The sequence below is a fragment of the Variovorax sp. ISS6 genome (genome assembly GCF_056523145.1).
Map to the genome: position 1 here is coordinate 162,626 of NZ_JAWRZC010000002.1, position 21,065 is coordinate 183,690.

General features: G+C 71.8%; 13 protein-coding genes. 10 read left to right on the top strand and 3 right to left on the bottom strand.

What is annotated here, in order from left to right:
* Nucleotides 1–23: 23 nt before the first annotated feature.
* The 9 genes from AC1HIL_RS32745 to AC1HIL_RS32785 are packed head-to-tail and all read left to right on the top strand — an operon-like array spanning nt 24 to nt 10,433.
* Complete coding sequence (locus AC1HIL_RS32745) at nt 24–1,343, top strand: hypothetical protein (RefSeq protein WP_479669150.1); 1,320 nt, start codon at nt 24–26, stop codon at nt 1,341–1,343.
* 8 nt (nt 1,344–1,351) lie between these two features.
* Complete coding sequence (locus tag AC1HIL_RS32750) at nt 1,352–2,431, top strand: glycosyltransferase (RefSeq protein ID WP_479672800.1); 1,080 nt, start codon at nt 1,352–1,354, stop codon at nt 2,429–2,431.
* The gene (locus tag AC1HIL_RS32755; RefSeq protein ID WP_479669148.1) at nt 2,428–3,402 is read left to right on the top strand and encodes a hypothetical protein; all 975 of its coding nucleotides are present in this window, start codon (nt 2,428–2,430) and stop codon (nt 3,400–3,402) included. The genes AC1HIL_RS32750 and AC1HIL_RS32755 overlap by 4 nt, the downstream gene beginning before the upstream one ends.
* Before the next feature lie 32 nt (nt 3,403–3,434).
* On the top strand, nt 3,435–4,367 hold the full coding sequence (locus tag AC1HIL_RS32760; protein WP_479669147.1) for a hypothetical protein: 933 nt from the start codon (nt 3,435–3,437) through the stop codon (nt 4,365–4,367).
* A 22-nt stretch (nt 4,368–4,389) separates the two neighbouring features.
* Nucleotides 4,390–5,700, top strand: coding sequence for a lipopolysaccharide biosynthesis protein (locus AC1HIL_RS32765; protein WP_479669146.1), 1,311 nt, complete (start codon nt 4,390–4,392; stop codon nt 5,698–5,700).
* Nucleotides 5,697–6,968 (top strand): WcaI family glycosyltransferase, encoded by a 1,272-nt coding sequence (locus AC1HIL_RS32770; protein WP_479669145.1) that lies wholly within the window; start codon nt 5,697–5,699, stop codon nt 6,966–6,968. The genes AC1HIL_RS32765 and AC1HIL_RS32770 overlap by 4 nt, the downstream gene beginning before the upstream one ends.
* A complete protein-coding gene (galE, locus tag AC1HIL_RS32775; protein WP_479669144.1) occupies nt 6,965–8,095 on the top strand; it encodes a UDP-glucose 4-epimerase GalE in 1,131 nt (376 codons plus the stop codon). The genes AC1HIL_RS32770 and galE overlap by 4 nt, the downstream gene beginning before the upstream one ends.
* Nucleotides 8,068–8,853: a response regulator transcription factor gene (locus AC1HIL_RS32780; protein WP_093350099.1), complete on the top strand. Its 786-nt coding sequence runs from the start codon at nt 8,068–8,070 to the stop codon at nt 8,851–8,853. The genes galE and AC1HIL_RS32780 overlap by 28 nt, the downstream gene beginning before the upstream one ends.
* A gap of 47 nt (nt 8,854–8,900) precedes the next feature.
* A complete protein-coding gene (locus tag AC1HIL_RS32785) occupies nt 8,901–10,433 on the top strand; it encodes a mannose-1-phosphate guanylyltransferase/mannose-6-phosphate isomerase (protein ID WP_479669143.1) in 1,533 nt (510 codons plus the stop codon).
* 13 nt (nt 10,434–10,446) lie between these two features.
* Here the strand turns inward: AC1HIL_RS32785 and gmd are convergent, their stop codons facing one another.
* The gene (gmd, locus tag AC1HIL_RS32790) at nt 10,447–11,487 is read right to left on the bottom strand and encodes a GDP-mannose 4,6-dehydratase (RefSeq protein ID WP_479669142.1); all 1,041 of its coding nucleotides are present in this window, start codon (nt 11,485–11,487) and stop codon (nt 10,447–10,449) included.
* A 209-nt stretch (nt 11,488–11,696) separates the two neighbouring features.
* Between gmd and AC1HIL_RS32795 the strand changes: the two genes are divergently transcribed.
* Nucleotides 11,697–12,494, top strand: coding sequence for a LuxR C-terminal-related transcriptional regulator (locus tag AC1HIL_RS32795; RefSeq protein WP_479669141.1), 798 nt, complete (start codon nt 11,697–11,699; stop codon nt 12,492–12,494).
* 16 nt (nt 12,495–12,510) lie between these two features.
* Here the strand turns inward: AC1HIL_RS32795 and AC1HIL_RS32800 are convergent, their stop codons facing one another.
* The gene (locus AC1HIL_RS32800) at nt 12,511–20,730 is read right to left on the bottom strand and encodes a glycoside hydrolase family 94 protein (RefSeq protein ID WP_479669140.1); all 8,220 of its coding nucleotides are present in this window, start codon (nt 20,728–20,730) and stop codon (nt 12,511–12,513) included.
* Nucleotides 20,727–20,945 carry a hypothetical protein gene (locus AC1HIL_RS32805; RefSeq protein WP_479669139.1) on the bottom strand — a complete coding sequence of 73 codons (219 nt, stop codon included), beginning with the start codon at nt 20,943–20,945 and terminating at the stop codon, nt 20,727–20,729. The genes AC1HIL_RS32800 and AC1HIL_RS32805 overlap by 4 nt, the downstream gene beginning before the upstream one ends.
* Between the last annotated feature and the right edge of the window lie 120 nt (nt 20,946–21,065).

Sequence of the window (21,065 nt, forward strand, 5' to 3'; positions counted from 1 at the left end):
AACGAACGAACGGCGAGACGCTCATGAGAATCCTGTGCTTCTGGTGCGGCCTCGCCGCGGCGATGCTGTGCGGCCTGCTCGACCCGGTGTGGGGCTACGCGGCGGTGTTCCTGCTGTCGCTGCTGCAGCTCGCGCTGCTCGGCGGCCCGGGCGCGAGCGTGTTTCTGCTCGTGCACTACACCACCCTGCTGACCTACTTCTCGCTCGCGCCGGCGATCCAGATCGCGCAGGACCTGAGCTTCTGGGAAGCCGGCGTGATCGGCACGGTGGCGCACACGCAGGCGCTGATGCTGCTGCTGCTGTACATGGCCGGCGTGGAGGCGGCGCGCTTCGGCGTCGTCGATCCACCGTTGCGCCACATCCCGGGCATCGCGGGCACCGCGCCGGCGTCCGGCGCGGCGCATCCGCTGCTGCTGCTGGGCCTGCTGGGCGCGGCCTTCGCGGTGCTGCTGGCGCGCGCGGACCTCAACTTCGTGGCGCGCGGCCTGCCCGGCGAGATCGAGAACCCGCCGCTGGACTTCATCGTCTATTCGACGCTGCCCAAGCTGGTGGTGCTGATGTGCTTCGTCGCGCTGGCGATCCATGCGTTGCGTCAGCGCACGGCCACTGCCTGGTGCCTGGCCGCGCTGGCGCTGGCCGCGGCCGCCATCGCGGCGAACCCGGTCAACACCGCGCGCCAGATCCTGCTGATCGGCCTGCTGCCGCTGTTGATCCACGGCCTTGGCCGCTCGCGGCGCTGGACGCTGGCCTTCGTCGTCTTCGCCGCCATCGCGGGCCTGGGCCCGGTGTTCAACCTGCTGTCGCGCGGCAGCATGTGGGGCGAGTCGCTCGCGACCTTTCCCTACAGCCCCGACTTCGATGCGATGTACGTGGTGGCCGGCCTGCTGGAGCGCGCACCGTCGCCCGATCTCGGCTTCGGCCGCTACCTGCTGTCGGGCTTCTCGTTCGTGCTGCCGCGCGACATGAAGCTGTTTCCCGACTTCGACCCGCTGGGCTGGCCCGCCGTGCTCGGCAACTTCTCGCAGAGCAATCTGTCGCTGGCGCAATTCGCCACCGTCTTCTTCGACTTCGGCCTGCCGGGCCCGCTGGTGTTCGGCTTCCTGCTGTCGAGCCTGTTTCGCCGGGTCGACCGCGCGATCGACACGCACGGCCCGCTCTCGCGCGGCTACCTCGCGGCGCTGGTGCTGCTCGCGGCCTACGTGCCGTTCATGCGCGGGCCGATCCTGGGCTGGGGGCCGTTCGCGGCCTCGGGGCTGATCGCGGCGCTGCTGGTCGGTGCCCTGTGCACCGGCTTCGGTCCCGCGCGCCGCGCGCTTGCCCCACGTCCCGCCGCCCACGCATGAGCTCCACGATGCCCGACTATCTCTTCTACGACACGCTGCGCCTCAACCGGGGCGCCGGCGGCGTGCTCAACGTCTGCGAGGTGCTGCTGCGCAGCATGCGGCTGTCGGCCGGCCAGGCGATCGCCTCGGCCAGCGAGCGGCACCCGCGGCTGTTCGAACTGGCACGCCGCACCGGGCTCAGCCGCTTCGTGCTCGAGACGCTGCTCTATAACCTCCACCAGCTGCATGCCTGGCGGGCGGAACGGCGGTTGTGCTCGCTGTTCCCCAACTACTTCCTGCCCTTCGCTCTGTTCGGCCGGCACCGCGACGCGATCGTGATCGTGCACGACCTGCAGTACAAGGCCCATCCCGAACACTTCAGCCGCAGCAAGCGGCTGTGGCTCGACTGGAACCTGCGCCGGCTCGCGCGCAGCCTCGCGCACGTGGTGTTCATCAGCCGCAGCAGCCAGCAGGACTTCGAGCGCCATTTCGGGTCTTGCGCGCATTCGACGGTGATCTTCAACCCCGTCGACGCGGTCGCCATGCAGGCCCCGCCCGAGGCCGCGCCCGCGGGCGAGCGCTACCTGATCGCGGCCTACCACTACTACCCGCACAAAAACTTCGGCGGCACCTTGCGGCTGTTCGAGCGCATGAAGCGCGCGGGGCTGGTCGACCGGCTCGACATCACGGGCAACGGCGCGGCCGAGGTGGCGCGCATGGTGGCGGCCGAGACGCCCGCGCTGCGCGGCTGCGTGCACCACCGCGGGCTGGTATCGCGCGAGGAACTGATCGGCCTCTACCGCGGCGCACAGGCCTTCATCTCGCTGTCGCGCTTCGAGGGCTTCAACCTCTCCGCCGCCGAGGCGGCAACGCTGGGCGTGCCGCTGCTGCTGTCGGACATCCCCGTGCACCGCGAGCTGTTCGGCGGCTATGCCTTCTTCGTCGACGACCAGTGCTGCGACCTGGACGCGCTGGCGCGCCACCTCGCGGCGCACCGGCAGGCATGCCCGGCATGGGCGAACGCGCCGGCCTGCACGCCCGCGGCGGTGGCGACGCGCTATCTCGGGCTGCAGCGCACGGCCGCTTCCTTCGAGGCCGCACTGCCATGACCCGCATGCTTCGTTCGTTCCTGGCGCGGATCGTGGCGACGACGCTGTTCGCCGCGACGGCCACCGCCCAAACCACCGTTCCCGCGGAGCCGAGTCTTGCCGCGCAATGGCCCGCGCTGACACCGCCCGGCTTCGGCGTGATGGTCCACTACCTGCCCGACCGCCGCTCGATCGCCGACATGGCGCGCTTCGACGTCGAGGCCTTCGCGGCCACGCTGGCCGAGATGCGGGCCTCCTACCTGGTGCTGACGCTGGGGCAGAACAGCGGCCAGTACATCGCGCCCAATGCCGCGCTTGAGGCGCTGTGCCCGGCCAGCGCACGCGACCGCCCGCCGCGCGACCTGCCGCTGGAGATCGGCCGCGCGCTGCGCCGCCGCGGCATCGCGATGGTGCTGTACCTGCCGTTTCGCGCGCCGCAGGACGATCGCTACCTCATGGGATGCCTCGGCGACGTCTCGGAACAGCAGCCGCCGCCCGCGCGCTTCATCGCGGGCTGGTCGCAGGTGATCGGCGAGTGGTCGCAGCGCTACGGCACGCTGGTGCGCGGCTGGTGGTTCGACGGCACCTACAACACGCGCGACATGACGCCCTCCGACTGGAACGCGCTGTGCGGCGCCGCGCGCAGCGGCGCGAGCGACCGCTGGCTCGCCTTCAACGCGGGCGAAGGGCCGCAACGTTTCAGCCTCAAGGCCGCGCCATGCCAGAACCTGATGGCCGGCGAGTTCATGGACCCGCCCGCGCAGCTGGCCGCGCCGCCCTCGGACCTGATGTTCCACGTGCTGACGCCCCTGGCCGCCTCGTGGGGCCGTGTCTCCGCGCCGCGCTTCGCCGCGGCCCAGCTGCGCGGCTGGATCGCCGAGGCGGTGGCGCGCAAGGGGCTGTTCACGCTCGACCTGCCGCTCGACACCGACTTCCGTTTCCTGCCCGCGCATGTCGCGCTGGTGCGCAGCGCGACGGCGCCCGCTCCCTGAATTCACCGCTCCCGCCCCAGGCCTCGCCGACCATGACCCAACCGCTTCTTTTCATCGTGGTGGAAGACCGCCAGAACAAGACCCTGGCGCTGTGCCGCGAATCGGCGGCCCGCGCGCGGGAGAACCTGCTGGTGCTCGCGGGCACCGAGGCCGGCGCGGACTACGAGCGCCTGTGCCGCAGCTACGTGCACCTGTCGAGCAACACGCCCGCGTTCGAGAAGATCTGCTTCCGGCGCTACTTCCTGCTGGCGGCCCACCTCGAGGCGCGGCCCGAATGCCGCGAGTTCGTGCTGCTCGACAGCGACGTGCTGCTGTTCCGCGGCCTCGGTGCGCACGTGCGTCGGCTGGTCGGAGAGGCGGACTTCTCGGGCTCGTTCATCGAGCCCCTCGATGGCTGGGACCCGTGCCAGATATCGCCGCACGTGAGCTACTGGAGCGCCGCGGGCCTCGCGGGTTTCGTCGCCTTCGTGCTCGACACCTACACCAGCCGCGCGGGACGCGCGACGCTGCGCGAGATCGCCGCGCGCTTCGCTGCCCGGGGCGAGCGCGGCGGCGTATCGGACATGACGCTGCTGCATCTGTGGGCCCAGGCGAGCGGCAATGCGCGGCCGATCAACCGCGTGTTCGGCGGCTGCGTGATCGACCACAACATCAGCAGCGCCCACAACCTGCGCGCCAACGAGTTCCGGCTCTTGGGCGGCGCCAAGCACCTGACCTACCGCGACGGCCAGCCCTGCCTCACGACGCAGGCCGGCGAGACGGTGAACGCGCTGGCCCTGCATTTCCAGGGCCGCGCGAAGCTGGCGATAGCGCATGCGCTGCGCGGCGGCACGCGCCGGGTCGCGCTGCTGACCTACGGGCTGCAGTTCGCGCGCCGGGCCAAGAACCGGGCCTTCGGCATGGGCCTGCTCGCACGGCGCGCGCCCGCCGCGGATCGGCTCGCCGACCTGCCGCCCTCGAAGTAACGCGCCGATCGCGACACCCACCATGCCGATCCGACCGCTCCGCCTGCCGCCCGTGCTGCGCAGCCTGCCCGCCGCGGGGCTGCTGCGCGCGTTGCCGCTGCACGGGCTGGGCGCGATGGCGTCGCGCTTCTACGTCTATCTCTCGGGCTTCCTCGCCGTCTTCCTGCTGGCCGCCCACGTGGCGCCCGCGCGCTTCGGTGCCTACTCGATCTACCAGTCGGTGCTCGAGGCGGCGCTGGTGATCGGCACGCTCGGCAGTTCGCTGCTGTTCTCGCGCCACGCCGCCGGCCCGGGCCCGCGCATCCAGTGCGGCGACCTGGTGCGCACGCTCGCGATCGGGCTGCCGATCGCGCTGCTGCTGGCGCTCGGCATGCTGGCGCTGCAGCGCGTGCCCGCGTCCGCCATGGCGCTGGTGCTGGTCGCCGCCACGCTCGCCGTCTTCTCGTTCAACAGCCTGCGGCTCGCCTACAGCCGCGGGCTCGGCCACGCGGGGCTGCTGAACCTCGAATCCGGCCTCCGCTCGAGCATCCTGGTGCTGGGCGTGGCGGGCCTCGCCGCGCTGGGCCACGCGGGCGACACCCTGGACGTGCCGCAGCTGCTGGCCATCAACCTGTTCGCCTTCGTGCTGGTGGCCGCGGCCATCGTGCGCGCGGGCCGCGCCGGCCGGCCACCGCGCGGGGCCGCCACCTTGGCGCTCTCGGCCCAGGGCGGCGCCACCGTCTACTCGCTGCTGCTGTTCGTGCTGCGCAAGTCCGACCTGCTGGTGGTGGCCTTCTTCATGCCGCTGAGCTATGTGGGCGCCTTCAAGCTCGCGTTCCTGCTGGCCGAGGCGCCCTCGCAGTTCGTGCAGGCCTTCCTCTACACCAAGACGCCGGCGATGCGCACGGCGAGCGCCGAGGCGCTCGATGCCTCGGTGCTCAAGCTCGCACGGCAATCCTTCCTGCTGGGCTGCGGCCTGTTCGCGGGGCTGGCCGCGCTGATCGTGCTGGCCGCGCCGCTGCTGAAGGTCGGCCACGAGGCGCTCGAGATCTTCCTGTGCATCGCGCCCTACTTCCTGCTGCGCACCTACACCGTGCACCACGAGATGCTGCTCGCGCTGCGCGTGCCGGTGGCCTCGCTGGCGCGCTGGGCGCTGCTCGAGGTGGGGCTGCGGCTGCTGTCGTACGCCGTGGTGATCCGGGCCTTTCCGGGCCAGCCGCACTACGTCTTCTTCCTCGCCTGCGTCAGCGACTTCGTGCTCTACGAGCTGCGCATGCGGCTGGAGTTCGGCACCTATCCCATCGTGCGCATGGCGCGCGGCCTGGCGCGCGGCGCGTGGCGGACCCGGCCATGAAGATCCTGCTGCACTCGATGAACTTCGCGCCCGAGCTGGCCGGCGTGGGCAAATACTCGGGCGAGATGGCGCGCTGGCTGAGCGCGCGGGGCCACGCGGTGCGCGTGATCGCGGCGCCGCCCTTCTTTCCGCAATGGCAGGTGGCCGAGGGCCATTCGGCCTGGGCCTACCGGCGCGGCGACTGGCAGGGCGTCGATGTCTGGCGCGCGCCGACCTGGGTGCCCGCGCGTCCGCGCACGCTGGCCCGCCTCGCGCACCTGGCGTCGTTCATGCTGTCGAGCCTGCCGCTGCTGCTGGCGCAGGCGCGCTGGCGGCCCGACGTGGTGATGGTGGTGGAGCCGCCGCTGTTCTGCGCGCCGGGCGTGCTGCTGCTGTCGAAGCTGTTGCGCTGCAAATCGTGGCTGCATATCCAGGACTACGAGGTGGACGCGGCCTTCGGCCTTGGCCTGGTGCGCGGCGGCCGCGTGCGGCGCATGGCGCTGGCGATCGAACGCTGGCTGCTGGGCCGCTTCGACCGCGTCTCGACGATCTCGGCCGCGATGCTCGCCAAGGCCCGCGACAAGGGCGTGCCGCCGGACCGACTCGTGCTGTTCCCGAACGGTGTCGACCTGCGCGCGATCCGGCCGGCTCCCCCGCGCGACCCCGAGGCACCCAATCCCGCCGGCGGCTACCGGGCCACGCTCGGCATCGCGCCCGGCGCGGTGCTGGTGCTCTATGCGGGCAGCCTGGGCCACAAGCAGGGCATCGAGCTGCTCGCCGAGGCCGCCGCGATGCTGGCCGATGCGCCGGCGCTGCACTTCGTCATCTGCGGCAACGGACCGAGCCGCGCGGCGCTGATGGATGCCTGCCTGCGGCTGCGCCACGTGCACTTCCTCGACCTGCAACCGGCCGAGCGGCTCGACGAGCTGCTCGGCAGCGCCGACATCCACGTGCTGCCGCAGCGCGCCGACGCCGCCGACCTGGTGATGCCCTCGAAGCTGACCGGCATGCTCGCGAGCGGCCGCGCCGTGATCGTGACCGCGCATCCCGACACCGAGCTCGGCCGCGCCGTGACGGGCCGCGGCGTGGTGGTGCCGCCGGGCGACGCGCGCGCGCTCGCCGACGCGATCGCGCAGCTCGCGGCCTGCCGTTCGCGGCGCGAGGCCCTGGGCGCGGCCGGCCGCGCCTTCGCCGAGGCCGAGCTGGACCAGGACGCGATCTTCCGGCGCCTCGAGGCCGAGCTGCTGCGCTGCCTCGTGGACCGCAGCGAGCAGCCCGCATCGCCATGAACGCCGCCTTCTCCACTCCCAAAATCCTCGTGACCGGTGGCGCGGGCTTCATCGGCAGCCACGCCTGCGTGGCGCTGATCGCGGCGGGCTACCTGCCGGTGGTGCTCGACACGCTGGTCAACAGCAGCGCGCGCTCGCTGGAGCGGATCGCGGCCATCACGGGCGTGGCGCCGCTCCTGGTGCGCGCCGACGTGCGCGACGCCGCGGCGCTCGAGCGGGTGTTCGCCGCGCATGTCTTCGGCGCGGTGCTGCACCTGGCGGGGCTGAAGGCGGTCGGCGATTCGGTGGATGACCCGCTCGGCTACTACGAGGTCAACGTGGCGGGCACGCTGGCGCTGGTGCGCGCCATGGACGGCGCGGGCGTGCGCCGGCTGGTGTTCTCGTCCTCGGCCACGGTGTACGGCGACACGGCGCGCTCGCCGATTCCCGAGAGCGCGCCGCACGCCGCCGTCAATCCCTACGGCCGCACCAAGGCCATGGTGGAGACGGTGCTGCTCGACCTGGCGCACGCCGACGCGCGCTGGGGCATCGCCTGCCTGCGCTTCTTCAATCCCGTGGGCGCGCACGAGAGCGGGCTGATCGGCGAGCACCCGAACGGCCGCCCCAACAACCTCATGCCCTACATCTCGCAGGTGGCGGTGGGCACGCGCGCGCACCTCGTGGTGCACGGCACCGACTACGACACCGCCGACGGCACCGGCGTGCGCGACTACGTGCACGTGATGGACGTGGCCGAGGGCCATGTGGCCGCGCTGCGCCACGTGACGCGCGAGCCGGGGATCCTGATGGCCAACCTCGGCACGGGGCGCGGCGCCTCGGTGCTCGAGGTGGTCTCGGCCTTCGAGCGCGCCAGCGGTCGTGCGATCGCCCTGCGCCTGGGGCCGCGGCGCCCCGGCGACGCGCCGGCCTACTGGGCCGACGCGGACAGCGCCCAGGCCCGCTTCGGCTGGCGCGCGCGCCGCAGCCTCGACGACATGTGCGCCGACAGCTGGCGCTGGCAGGTCGGCAATCCGCACGGCTTCGACGAGGCCGCGCCGCCGCCGTCACCCGCACCGCTCCCGCTACCCAGAACGCCTTCCACTCAACCAGGGATCCCTTCATGTCCGATACCGTTCCTTCCTCTCTAGAGACGCCGGAGTCCGGCCGGACCTTCGCGCGCCGCGCGAGCTACACCACGGGCGTCTGCCCGCCGGCCGAGCCGCAGTGGCCGCACTTCCTGACCGGGCAGGAGAACGCGCCGGTGCGCGTGCTGCTGGTGGACGACGACGAGTTCATGCGGCGCGTGATCGCGCAGGAGCTGCTGTCGGACATGCGCATCCAGCTGCAGGCGCAGGCCGGCAGCGTGCGCGAGGGGCGGCGCCTGCTGGCGACGCAGGAGTTCGACGTGCTGATGCTCGACCTGCACCTGGGCGACGGCACCGGCTTCGACCTGATCCGCGAGGCGCGCAAGCAGCACAGCTACTGCGAGATCATCGTGGTCTCGGCGCTCGAGGACGACGCCCACGTGATGCGTGCCTTCGAGCTCGGCGCGACCGGCTACTTGCTGAAGAACGCCTGGCTGCAGAGCTTCGCGCAAGCCGTGCTGCAGGTGGTCAACGGCGGCGCGGCGATCACGCCGCGGCTGTCGCGCCGCCTGCTCGCGCGCCTGAGCCAGCAGGCCGGCGATCCACCGCCCGACGCGCCGCAGCGCGAGGCCACGCTGACCACGCGCGAGCGCGAGGTGCTGCGCTGCGTGGCGCGCGGCTGCGTCTCCAAGGAGATCAGCGAACGGCTCGGCATCTCGGGCCAGACCGTCAATGCCCACATCAAGAACATCTACAAGAAGCTGCAGGTGCATTCGCGCGCGCAGGCCGTGAGCTTCGCGACGCACACCGGCCAGCTCTGAGCCGCCGCCCTTCCTCTTCTCCTCCTTTTTCTTTCATCGGACACCCCATGACCACTTCCATCATCCATCCCGTCGTGCTGTGCGGCGGCAGCGGCACGCGCCTGTGGCCGCTGTCGCGCAAGGCATTGCCCAAGCAGTTCGCGCCGCTGGTGGGCGGCAAGAGCCTGCTGCAGCTCACGCTGGAGCGCCTGCGCGGCCTCCATGGCGAGATCACCTGCATCGCCGCGGAGGAACACCGCTTCCTGGTGCGCGAAACCGTGGATGCCGCACGCGTCGGCGGGTGCCAGATCCTCGAGCCCGTGGGGCGCAACACCGCGGCCGCGATGGCGGTGGCGGCGCTGCAGGCCGGGGCCGACGAACTGCTGCTCTTTGCACCGGCCGACCATCACATCCCCGATGCCGAGCTGTTCGCGCACACCGTGCACGCCGGCGTCGAGGCCGCCCATGCCGGTCGCATCGTGACCTTCGGCGTGGCGCCGACCTTCGCGAGCACGGCCTACGGCTACATCGAGGTGGGGACCGCCTCGGCCGACGGCCGCAGCCATGCGGTCGCGCGCTTTCTCGAGAAGCCCCAGGCCCAGGTGGCGGCGGCCTTGCTCGCGCACGGCGGCTTCTGCTGGAACGCGGGCATCTTCCTCGTGCGCGCCGGCACGCTGGTCGCGGCCCTGCGCACGCATGCGCCCGACGTGCTGCTCGCCTGCGAGCGCGCGCTCGCGACCTCGTCGATCGACGGCAGCTTCCGCCGCCTCGGCGCCGAGGCCTTCCAGGCCTGCCGCAGCGAGAGCATCGACTACGCGGTGCTCGAGAAGCACCCCGACATCGCGATGGTGCGCTTCGAGGGCGCGTGGAGCGACGTGGGCAGCTGGAACGCGGTCGCGACCCTGCATCCCGCCGACGAGGCCGGCAACCGCACGAGCGGCAAGGGCCGCAGCCTGCGCGCGCGCAACACCTTCATCCATGCGCCGCACCGCCCGGTGGTGGCGCTGGGCACCGAGGACCTGATCATCGTGGACACGCCCGACGCGCTGCTGGTCGCGAGCGCGGGCTGCGTGGAGCAGGTCGCGGAGGTGGTGCGCATGCTGGCGCTCGAGGGCCGGCCCGAGGCCACCGAGCACCGGCGCACGGTGCGGCCCTGGGGTGCGTACGACAGCATCGACAACGGCGAGCGCTTCCAGGTCAAGCACATCACGGTCAAGCCCGGCGCCAAGCTGTCGCTGCAGATGCATCACCACCGCTCGGAGCACTGGATCGTGGTGCAGGGCACGGCCAAGACCACCTGCGACGGAAAGGTCAGGCTGGTGCGCGAGAACGAATCGATCTACCTGCCGCTCGGTTGCGTGCACCGGCTCGAGAACCCGGGCAAGACCACGCTGGAGGTGATCGAGGTCCAGACCGGCAGCTACCTCGGCGAGGACGACATCGTGCGTTTCGACGACAGCTACGGGCGCTGCGGCATCGTGCCGGATCGCGGCGATGCGCAGAACCAGGCGCTGCTGTCGATCGCCGGCGAAGGCGCCGTCGCGACGCCGACGGTGGAGTGGAACAGCCCGCGTCCCCTGCCCGAAGCGCAGCCGGCCTGAGACGGCGCGGCGCTCAGAACGAGAAGCCGGCCTCGTTGCGCCGCAGGTCGGCGTCCACCATCATCTGGCAGAGCTGCTCGAGCGTGGTCGTGGGCGCCCATCCCAGGTGGTCCCTGGCCTTGCTGGGGTCGCCGATCAGCAGGTCGACCTCGGCGGGGCGGTGGAATTTCGGGTTCACGCGCAGCACCGTTTTGCCGGTCGCCGTGTCGACGGCGGTCTCCGCCTCGTCGACGCCCCTGAATTCCACCTTGATCCCCGCGCCCCGGAACGCCAGGCGAACGAAGTCGCGCACGGTCACGGCACGGTTCGTCGCCAGCACGTAGGTATCGGGCTCGCTCGTCTGCAGCATGCGCCACATGCCCTCCACGTACTCCTGCGCGAAGCCCCAATCGCGCTGCGCGTTGAGGTTGCCGAGCTCCAGCACCTCCAGCTTGCCGAGCTTGATCCGGGCCACGGCGTCGGTGATCTTGCGCGTCACGAACTCGCGCCCGCGCAGCGGGCTTTCGTGATTGAAGAGAATGCCGCAGCTGCCGAAGATGTCGTAGCTCTCGCGGTAGTTGACGGTCATCCAGTGCGCATAGAGCTTGGCCACGCCGTAGGGGCTGCGCGGATAGAACGGCGTGCCCTCGACCTGGGGCACGGCCTGTACCTTGCCGAACATCTCGGAGGTCGATGCCTGGTAGAAGCGGATCCGCCGGTCGATGAGGCGGATCGCCTCGAGCAGGTGCAGCGCCCCGATGCCGGTGATGTGCGCCGTGGCCACGGGCTGGTTGAAGCTGACGCCGACGAAGCTTTGCGCCGCGAGGTTGTAGATCTCGTCGGGCTCGGTCTGCTGAACCAGGCTGAGCGAGCTTCCCTGGTCGGTGAGGTCGTACTCGACCAGATGCAGATCGGGATGGTCCTGGATGCCGAGCTCCTGGATGCGCCAGAAATTGACCGAGCTGGTGCGGCGGTAGGTGCCATGGACCACATAGCCCTTGGCCAGCAGCAGTTGCGCCAGATAGGCGCCGTCCTGGCCACTGATGCCCGTGACGATCGCGGTCTTCTTCTTCATCACGGTTCCTTGGTTGACTCGTGATGCAGCGTACAGGAGTTCCGCCGTCGCGGTGGGCAACTTGGGCCTTTCGACTACGTACCCATCACCCCTCGCTTGCGGTATCGACAGCGCCCTGGCCTACATTCAAAGCAATTAGAAAGTACTCTATTCGTGGATTCCGCGACCCCATAAAACATTCAGGTCGCTTTGACACAAGGGAGTTACTCATGACCGACGAAACATCGTCCGATTCCGAGACGTTCGCCAGGCTCGACGGCGGCCGCATCACCCGCTACCGGACCCGTGACGGGACCGGGGTCTGCCGGCCCGGCGAGCCGCAGTGGCCGCATTTCATGACCGGGCAGGACGACGCCCCCGTGCGCGTGCTGCTGGTGGACGGCGACGAGGGCATGCGCCGCGTCATCGCGCAGGAGCTGCTGTCGGACATGCGTATCCGGCTCCAGGGCCAGGCCGGCAGCGCGCGCGACGCGCGGCGCCTGCTCGCGTCGGAAGAGTTCGACGTGCTGATGCTCGACCTGCGCCTGGCCGACGGCTCGGGCTTCGAACTGATCCGCGATGCGCCCAAGCTGCAGAGCCACTGCGAGATCATCGTGGTCTCCGCGCTCGAGGACGACGCCCACGTGCTGCGCGCCTTCGAGGCCGGCGCCACGGGCTACCTGCTCAAGAACGCGTGGCAGCAGAGCTTCGCGCAGGCCGTGCTGCAGGTGGTCAATGGCGGCGCGGCCATCACGCCCAGGCTGTCGCGGCGGCTGCTGGCGCGCATGGGGCGGCATTCGGTCGAGCGGCCCACGCCCGACGCCCATCCGCTGGACATCGTGCTGACGACGCGGGAGCGCGAGGTGCTCGACTGCGTGGCACGCGGCCAGGCGACACGCACCGTGAGCCTAGGTCTCGGCATCTCGATGCAGACCGTCAATGCCCACATGAAGAACATCTACAAGAAGCTCAACGTGCATTCGCGCGCACAGGCCGTGAGCCGCGCGACCCTGACCGGGCTGCTGTGAGCCGGGCGCCGGCGGTTCAGGCGCCCGAGCGCGTGCCGATCCGCACCACCGCCTTCGCGGGCAGCGCCCGCCAGTCGATCCAGTCGCCCTCCACCGCATGGTGGGTGGCGGCGGCGGCGCCTTGCGGCGCGCCCCATTGCAGCTTGAATTCGCGCTCCCCGAGCCGCAGTTCGATCTCGAAGGCCGGCCAGTGCGCGGGCACGCGCGGCGCGAGCGACAGCGCGTGTCCCTTCACCGTGAGGCCCAGCAGCGTTTCGACCGCCGCGCGGTGCAGCCACGCGGCCGAGCCCGTGTACCAGCTCCAGCCGCCGCGTCCCACGTAGGGTGCGGCGCCGTAGATGTCGCCGGCCATCACGTAGGGCTCGAGCTCGTAGGCCGGACCGCGCCGCGGATCGCTGGCGCGATGGGCCGGGCTCAGGCCTTCGAAGCTCGCCCAGGCCGCCTCGCGGTCGCCGAGCAGCGCCTGCGCCATCAGTCCCCACACGGCGCCATGCGCGTACTGCCCGCCGTTCTCGCGCACGCCCGGCGGGTAGGCCTGGATGTAGCCCGGGTTGTTGGCCGACTGCACGAAGGGTGGCGCCAGCAGGCGCAGCAGCCCGGCCGTGTCGTCGTGCAGGTGCGCCTTCGCGGCGGCCATTGCGGCGTGGGTGTGACCCTCGTCCGAGGCGCCCGACAGCACCGACCAGGCCTGCGCAATCAGGTCGATGCGGCACTCGTCGTTGGCGGCCGAGCCCAGCGGCGCGCCGTTGTCGAAGAAGGCACGGCGGAACCACGCGCCGTCCCAGCCCGCGTCGTGCAGCGCGGCGATCCAGCCCTCGCGCGCACGCAGCCAGCGCGCGCTGCGTTCGGTCTCGCCGCGGGCCTGCGCAATCGGTGCATAGCGCTCGACCACGCTGCAGAGGAACCACGCGAGCCAGACCGATTCGCCGCGGCCCTCGTGGCCGACCCGGTTCATGCCGTCGTTCCAGTCGCCCGTGCCCATCAGCGGCAGGCCATGCGTGCCGGTCGCGAGGCTGCGGTCGATGGCCAGCGCGCCGTGCTCGTAGAGGCTGGCGACGCGGCCGGCATGCTGCGGCGTGTAGTAGGCGTCCTCGGCGCCGGCCGGGATCGCCGCGCCCTCGATGAAGCCCACGCTCTCGTCGAACAGCGTGGTGTCGCCCGTCACCTGCGTATAGTGCGCGGCCGCGAACGGCAGCCACAGCAGGTCGTCGGAGAAATGCGTGCGCACGCCGGCGCCGCCGGGCATGTGCCACCAGTGCTGCACGTCGCCCTCGGGGAACTGCCGCGCCGCGTTGACCAGGATCTGCGCGCGCAGCCGCTTCGGATCGGTGAGCGCGAAGGCCATCGCGTCCTGCAGCTGGTCGCGGAAACCGAAGGCACCGCCGGCCTGGTAGAAGCCGGCCTTCGACCACAGCCGGCAGGCCAGGGTCTGGTAGACCAGCCAGCGATTGACCATCGCATCGAACAGCGGATCGGGCGTGCGCACCCGCAGCCGGCCCAGCAGTTCGTCCCAGAAGCCGCCGACCTGCGCGAGTGCGGCCGGCACGTCGCGTTCGCGCCAGCGCCGTGCAAGCGCGATGGCGGCCTCGGCGCTGTCGGCATGGCCCAGCACGAAGGTGAAGCTCGCGCTCTCGCCCGCGGCCAGCCTGAACTCGCCATCGACGGCCGCGCAGGCATCGAGCCCGCTGCCGCCGCGGCGCCCGAGGCTGTCGGGCACCTCGACGATGCCGCGGCCGCGGAAGAACTCGTTGCGGTCGCAGGTCCACTGGGTGGCGCCCGGCAGGCCCGCGAGCATCAGGAAGGCGGTGCCACCGCCGAAGCCGCCGCTCGATTCGCGCTGCTCGCCGAACACGGCCGGCAGGTCGTCCTGCTTCCAGGTCCGCACGCTGCGGCGCTCGCCGCGCGCGGCACCCAGTTGCCATTCGGCCATCGCGAGCGCGCGCAGCCGGCGCGTGCCGCTGCCCTCGTTGCGCAGCTGAACATGCACCAGCTTCACGGCATCGTCGCGGTCGGCCAGGAAGGTGGTGCTCAGCGACAACCCGCCCAGCCGGCATTCGAAGACGGTGTAGCCCTGGCCGTGGCGAACGCGGTGCAGCAGGTCGTCGGGCGCGCCGTCGCCGCCGCCGCGCCCCGCGGGCGTGAGCGGCAGCAGCTCGCGCGTCGACAGGTCCTGCAGCAGGTAGTGCTCGAAGGCCGGGTCCTGCACCGGGTCGTTCGACCACGGCGTGAGCTGGTGCATGCGGCTGTTGCCGGCCCAGGTGAAGCCGTTGCCCCACTCGGAGACCTGGAAGCCGAAGCCCGCGTTGGCGATCACGTTGATCCATGGACGCGGCGTGCGGCGCGCGAGGCCCACCTCGAAGCGGAACTCGCCGCTCGCGGCATCGAACTCGCCCGCGACGGTCTCGGTCGGCAGGGTCGACGCGACGCCGGCCGCCAGCGGCACGGCCGGCGGCAGCACGGCCTCGGGTGCCCACGGCCCCATGCCGCGCGCTTCGCGCAAGGCGGCCACCTGCACGTCGAGCGCACGCCCGTCGGCGGTGAACACCACGCGCGCCATGCTCGACAGCGCCGCGCGCTCGGCGGCCGACACCTCCTGCTCGTGCAGCAGGTAGAAGCCGGCCGTGTCGTTGCGCGGAAAGCTGTTGCGGGTCTGCTGCAGCACGCGCTGGCGCAAGGTCTCGATCTCGCGCTGCAGCGACAGCAGGTAGGAGGACGGCTCGCCGTTGATCACCACCAGGTCGCAGGCCACGCCGCCGAAGCCCCACCACGGCTGCGCGCGCAGCAGTGCGTTGACCAGGCCCATGCCGCTCACCGAATGGATCAGCACCAGCACGATCGGCTTGTCGCCCGAGATGCCGAAGCGCCAGATCTGCCGCAGGTCGAACAGGCCGCGCTCGCCCATCGGGCGCGGCGTGGTGTAGGTGAGGATGGTGGTGAGGTCCTGCAGCGCCACGTTCTGCGCGGGCGTGATCGTGAGGTCGCGCAGTCGCACCTGCGCCAGCGTGGCGGCCATGCGCTTCGTGCGCTCCACGTGCATCGGCTCGAGGTAGCGGTCGATGGTGGGCATCAGCGCCTCGATGCTGTCGTCGGCCGCGGTGGCGAATCCCAGCCGCGCGGTGGCGCCCGGCGCGATCGACAGCCGCACGCGCAGGCAGGCGATGGGGTCGAGGCCGTTGATGGGCGCGCCGGTGGCATCGAGCGGCTGCATGTCGATCGCCGGCGCCGCCAGCGTGCGGTTGCGGCCGACGAAGGCGCGGCGGTCGGTCATGCAGTCGATGGCGATCACGTGGGCATCGACCGAGGCCACGAAATGCACGGCCGCCACCGCCGGATCGCCCTGCAGCCGCGGCCGGCGCGACATCAGCAGCGCGCGCAGGTCCGGAAGCCAGCGCGATTCGACGAACAGGTTGGCGAAGGCCGGATGGGCCTCGTCGGCCTTGGGGTTCGAGAGCACCGGCTCGAAGTACGAGAACAGCTCGAGCGTGCGCGTGCGCTCGCTGGTGTTCTGCAGCGTGATGCTGCGCAGCTCGGTGTCGTCCTCGGGGCTGATCAGCACCGTGGTGCGCACCTGCAGGCCCGGCCCGCTGGCATCGAACTGCACCTGGTCGGCGAGGAAGCGGGTGCGGTAGTCCCAGTCGATGCCGGGCGCGGGCAGCGCGGTCAGCGAGACGGGCGTGTCGTTCGCGTCGTCGCGCAGGTAGAAGAAGGTGCCGTAGCCGTCGCGCAGCGGGTCGTCGCGCCAGCGCGTCACGTTGAACGAGCGCCAGCGGCTCACGCCGGCGCCGCTGGCGCGCAGCGCCACCGTGTAGCGGCCGTTCGACAGCAGGTGCGTGGGCTGCGGGCCCGGTGCCAGCGGATCGACCAGCCGCGGCTGGAACATCGGCGGCAGCTCGCCGCGGCTCGGTTCGGGCGGCGAGCGCGGGTCGGCGCTGCCGATGATCTGGCGCGGCGTGCGCTCGTGCAGCAGCGAGAGATGCGCCTCCACCACAGCCGCGCTGCCGAACCAGCGGCGCGGCGCGTCGTCGCGCAGCACGTTGCACAGCGCCACCAGGGTCATGCCCTGGTGATGCGCCATGAAGTTGCGCACCACGGTGAAGGCCTGGCCCTCGTGCTGGCGCGAGGCAGTGAAGTCGACCGCGTCGTGGAAGCCGTAGGCGCCGCGCGCGCCCAGCGATTCGAGCCGCCGCAGGTTGTCGGTCGCCTCGGCCGGCGCGAGCACCGCGGCCAGCGCGCTCGCATAGGGCGCCACCACGTGGTCGGTGGGTGGCGTGCGGCGCAACGCGAGGCGCGGCACGCCGAAGGGCGCGTACTGGTAGGCCAGCGAATGGTCGCGGCCGTGATAGGCCGACTCCGACACGCCCCAGGGCAGGTCCTGCGCGCGCGCGAAGGCGCGGTGCTCGGCGATGGCGGCGGCATTGGCCACCTGCAGCAGGCCGTCGTCGGGCTCGGGCATCACCAGCGAGGGCATCAGGTACTCGAACATCGAGCCCGACCACGACTTGAGGCCGGGCCGGAAGCCCACCAGCAGGAAGGGCCGGCCCAGCGCCATCCAGTGGCGCCGCGGCACGTCGGCCTTGGCGATCGCGAGGAAGCTCAGCAGCCGCGACTCCGAGGCCATCAGGTCGTAGTAGCTGGCGTCGAGCACGTCGTCGTCCACGCGCAGGCCGATGTGGAACAGGTGCCTCTTCGGGTCGTAGAGGCCGCGGAAGTCCATGCCGTCGCTGAGCGCCTCGCAGCGCCGCGCGAGCGCCTCGAGGGCCTCGCCATTCGGTGCCCCGGCCGCGCCGCCGCCGGCCGCATCCTGCGCCGCGAAGGCACGGCAGGCCTGCGCCACGGCGATCAGGTGGCCGGCCAGGTTGCCGCTGTCCACGCTCGAGACATAGGCCGGCGCCAGCCGCTCGAGCGTCTGCGTGTCGTACCAGTTGCACAGGTGGCCCTGGTGCTTGTGCAGCCGGTCGACGCTGCCGAGCGTGGCCGTCAGCCGCGCCACCAACTCGGTGCTGCCGATCCAGCCGAACTCGCGCGCGCAGGCAGCCGCCAGCATGTACATGCCGATGTTGGTCGGCGAGGTGCGGTGCGCCAGGGCCGGCTCGGGATCGGTCTGCAGGTTGTCGGGCGGCAGGTGGTTGTCCTGCGCGCCGACCACGTGCTCGAAGAAGCGCCAGGTGTCGCGCGCCAGCGCTTCGAGATAGTCGCGCTGGCCGGTGTCGAGCGCATCGGGACGCCCGGTCTCGACCCGGCTGCCCCACCAGGCCGCGACCGGCGCCAGTGCCCACAGCACGAACAGCAGCGGGGCCAGCACCGGCCAGTCGCTGTAGTGCGCGGCCACGGCCAGCAGCAGGCAGGCGCCCCCGACCGCGCCGCCACCGCGCAGGAACGCGGCCAGGCGCTGGCTCGACTGGGCCTGCGACTGCGCGGCGGTGGTCCATTGCAGCAGGCGCCGCCGGCTCACCAGCAGCCGCCAGAGCGCGCGCGCCGTCGCGTCGAGCAGCATCCGCGCCTGCGCGGCGAGTTGCACGAACTGCCAGGCCGCGCCGGCCAGGGCACGCAGCAGTTCGACCGCGCCGACGTCGAAGAAATGGCGCAGCTCGATCGCGCGCCGCGTCGGCACCAGCCCGGCCAGCGCGCCGAGCACCGGGCCGATGGTCAGCCCTGCGGCCACGGCCAGCAAGGTCCAGCCCAGCGGCAGCGCATGCGTGAACACCACCAGCACCAGCAGCGCGAACGAGGCCGGCACCACCATCGAACGGCGCAGGTTGTCGCCCATCTTCCAGAGCCCCACGCCGTCGATGCCGTAGTGGCGGGCGCGCCGCATCAGCGGCAGCAGCTGCCAGTCGCCGCGCACCCAGCGGTGCACGCGCGAGGCGAACACGCCCGCGTGGTGCGGGAAGTCCTCCACCAGCACCAGGTCGTTCACCACCGCGCAACGCGCCATCGAGCCTTCGAGCAGGTCGTGGCTCAGCACCGCGTCGTCGGGCAGCCGGCGGTCGAGCACCGCATGCACGGCACGCACGTTGAGCAGGCCCTTGCCGGTGAACGAGCCGCTGCCGAAGACGTCCTGGTACACGTCGGAGGCGCTGTTGCTGTAGGGATCGAGCCCGCAGGCGCCCGCGAAGATCCAGCGGAACAGCGAGCGCTCCTCGCGCGGCCCGAAGGGCGTGACGATGCGCGGCTGCAGGATGCCGTAGCCGCTGACCACGCGGCGGCGCGCGGCATCGACGCGCGGCGCGTTGAGCGGATGCGCGGCGACCGCGACCAGCTCGCGCAGCGCGCCGGGCGGCAGTACGGTGTCGCTGTCGAGCGTGAGCACGTAGGGCGTGCGGCCGGTCGCGAAGCTGCCGGGCGCCGGCGGCAGGAAACCGTCGGCCTCGCCCTGCGCGAGCAGGCGCAGCAGCATCTCGAGCTTGCCGCGCTTGCGCTCCCAGCCGATCCAGCGCTGCTCGGTGTCGCTCCAACTGCGCGGGCGGTGCAGCAGCACGAAGCGCGGCAGCGCGCCCTCGGCTGCGGGATGGCGCGCGTTGAGCGCCGCGATGCGCGCGAGCGCGTCCTCGAGCAGCGGCGCGTCGCCAGGCAGCGTCGCGAGCGGCGCATCGACCCAGTCGGTCAGCAGCGCGAACTGGGCATGCGCCTCGCGGTTGGCGAGCCAGTGCAGCTCGAGCCGGTGCGCGAGCTGCGCGTTGCCCTCGGCCGAGACCAGCATGGCCGGCACCGCGACCAGCACCCGGTGTCGCGCGGGAATGCCGGCCGCGAAATCGAGCCGCGGCAGCGCCTGCACGCGCACCGATTCCGCGACGATGCGCTGGACCAGCGCGGTTACCGCTTCCGACAGCGGCCAGGCGAGCAGCACGAGCGCCAGCACCGACAGCCAGTCGCCGCGGTGCGGCAGCCCGCGCGCGGCGGCCACCAACAGCAGGCCGGTGACCAGCACGACCGCGAAGGCGTACAGCGGCAGCCGCCACGAGCGCGCGCCGTGCCGCGCGGCGCGGCGTGCGCGAGGGCCCGCGGCGTCGGCGCGCGGGCGCAGCAGCGCATCCAGCGCGGGGAGGCCCTGGCCGAACAGGTAGTAGCCGGCGGTCTCGTCCGCGGGGTCGACATCGGGCTCGCGCGTATCGATGCCGTCGTGCGCGGCCGCCATGGCCAGCTGCACCACGGCCTGCGCCACGTCGCGCTCGGAGCGCCGCCTCTGACGCGCCACCTGCTCCATCGCATGCGTGATCTGCTGGCGCGTGGGCTCGCTCTCCGCCGCGAAGCTCGGCAGCTCGCGCAGCACGCGCAGCGAACGGCTCACGGGCTCGATCAGGTCGTTCCACTCCACCTGCCCGACCATGCGCAACGTGGTGATGATGTTGCCAACGGTCAGGTTGGCGGCCACCTGCGCGTCCTGCGCATCGCGAATCAGCGCCGCGCCGTTCGGGCAGTGCAGCTCGGTCCAGCGCACCAGCGCGGGCATGTTCTCGCCATGCTCGCCCGGCAGGCGCTGCCACAGCTGCGTGAGGTAACTGTGCTGCAGGCCGTGGCTGTGCAGCGCGCGGAACAGCACGTCGAGGTCGGCCGCGTCGAGCCGCGCGGCCGCGTCCCAGGCCGCATGCGCGATCTCGCCCGCCACCTTGTTCTCGGCGATGCTCTCGGCCACGCGGCGCAGGTTCTCGAGCAGCACCACGCGCAAGGTGGTGGGCAGCGCCCAGAGTTCACCGAGCGTGAGTTCCTCGACGTCCTGGTAGGCATCGAGGAAGGCGGTGAACAGCGCCTGGTTGAGCACGCTGTCGGTGTGGGCCACGTAGGCCCAGGCGATGCCGTAGATGCGCGGTAGGCCGGCCAGCGGCGCGCGCGCGAGCTTGGGCAGGCGCGCGTAGTAGCTGCGCGGCACGCCGTCCTGGATCTGCTGCAGCTGCGCCTCGACCAGGTGGAAGTTGTCGAGCAGCCATTCCGCGGCCGGCGACACGTAGCGCCCGCTCTGCGAGATCAGCGCGATGTAGTCGAAGGCGCCGCGCAGCGACTCGAGGTTCTTCCGCACGCGCGGAAAGAACGGCGCGCGCTCGCGCGTGCGCGCGCCGTGGCCGTCGTCCGCCACCACCGCCTGCGCGCGCGCGAGGCTGCGCCCGTGCTGCTCGAAGCGCTGCACGCCGAACAGCTCGGCACGGATCGGCGGTGCGACCGGATCGTGCGGGTTGAGCAGCAGGTGGCGCGCGTAGGCGCTCAGTCCGTCGAGCCTGTGGACGATGGCCGTGGCGCTCAAGCCGCGAGGAACAGGCCGATGCCGAGGACCGTGGCGGCGCACGCCAGGGTGACGATGCGACCGGCCGCGAGCCCGTGCAGCTGCTGCAGGCGCCCGCGCAGCGAGGACCAGCGGCCCTGCGCGTGCGCGCAATGGTGCATGTGGGAGGCGAGCGACTCGACGTCGCTGCCGATCAGCTCGATCTGCGAATGGGGAGAGGAAACGGGTGCGGACATGGCGAAAGCTCCTGGTGACGGATCAAGAGCTGCCGCGCGATCGCGAGAACTGTGTGAACGTTTGCCGACCGTACTCTCTTTCCTCGTGTCGTGCGGGTTCGGGCCTCAAATAAGCAAGAA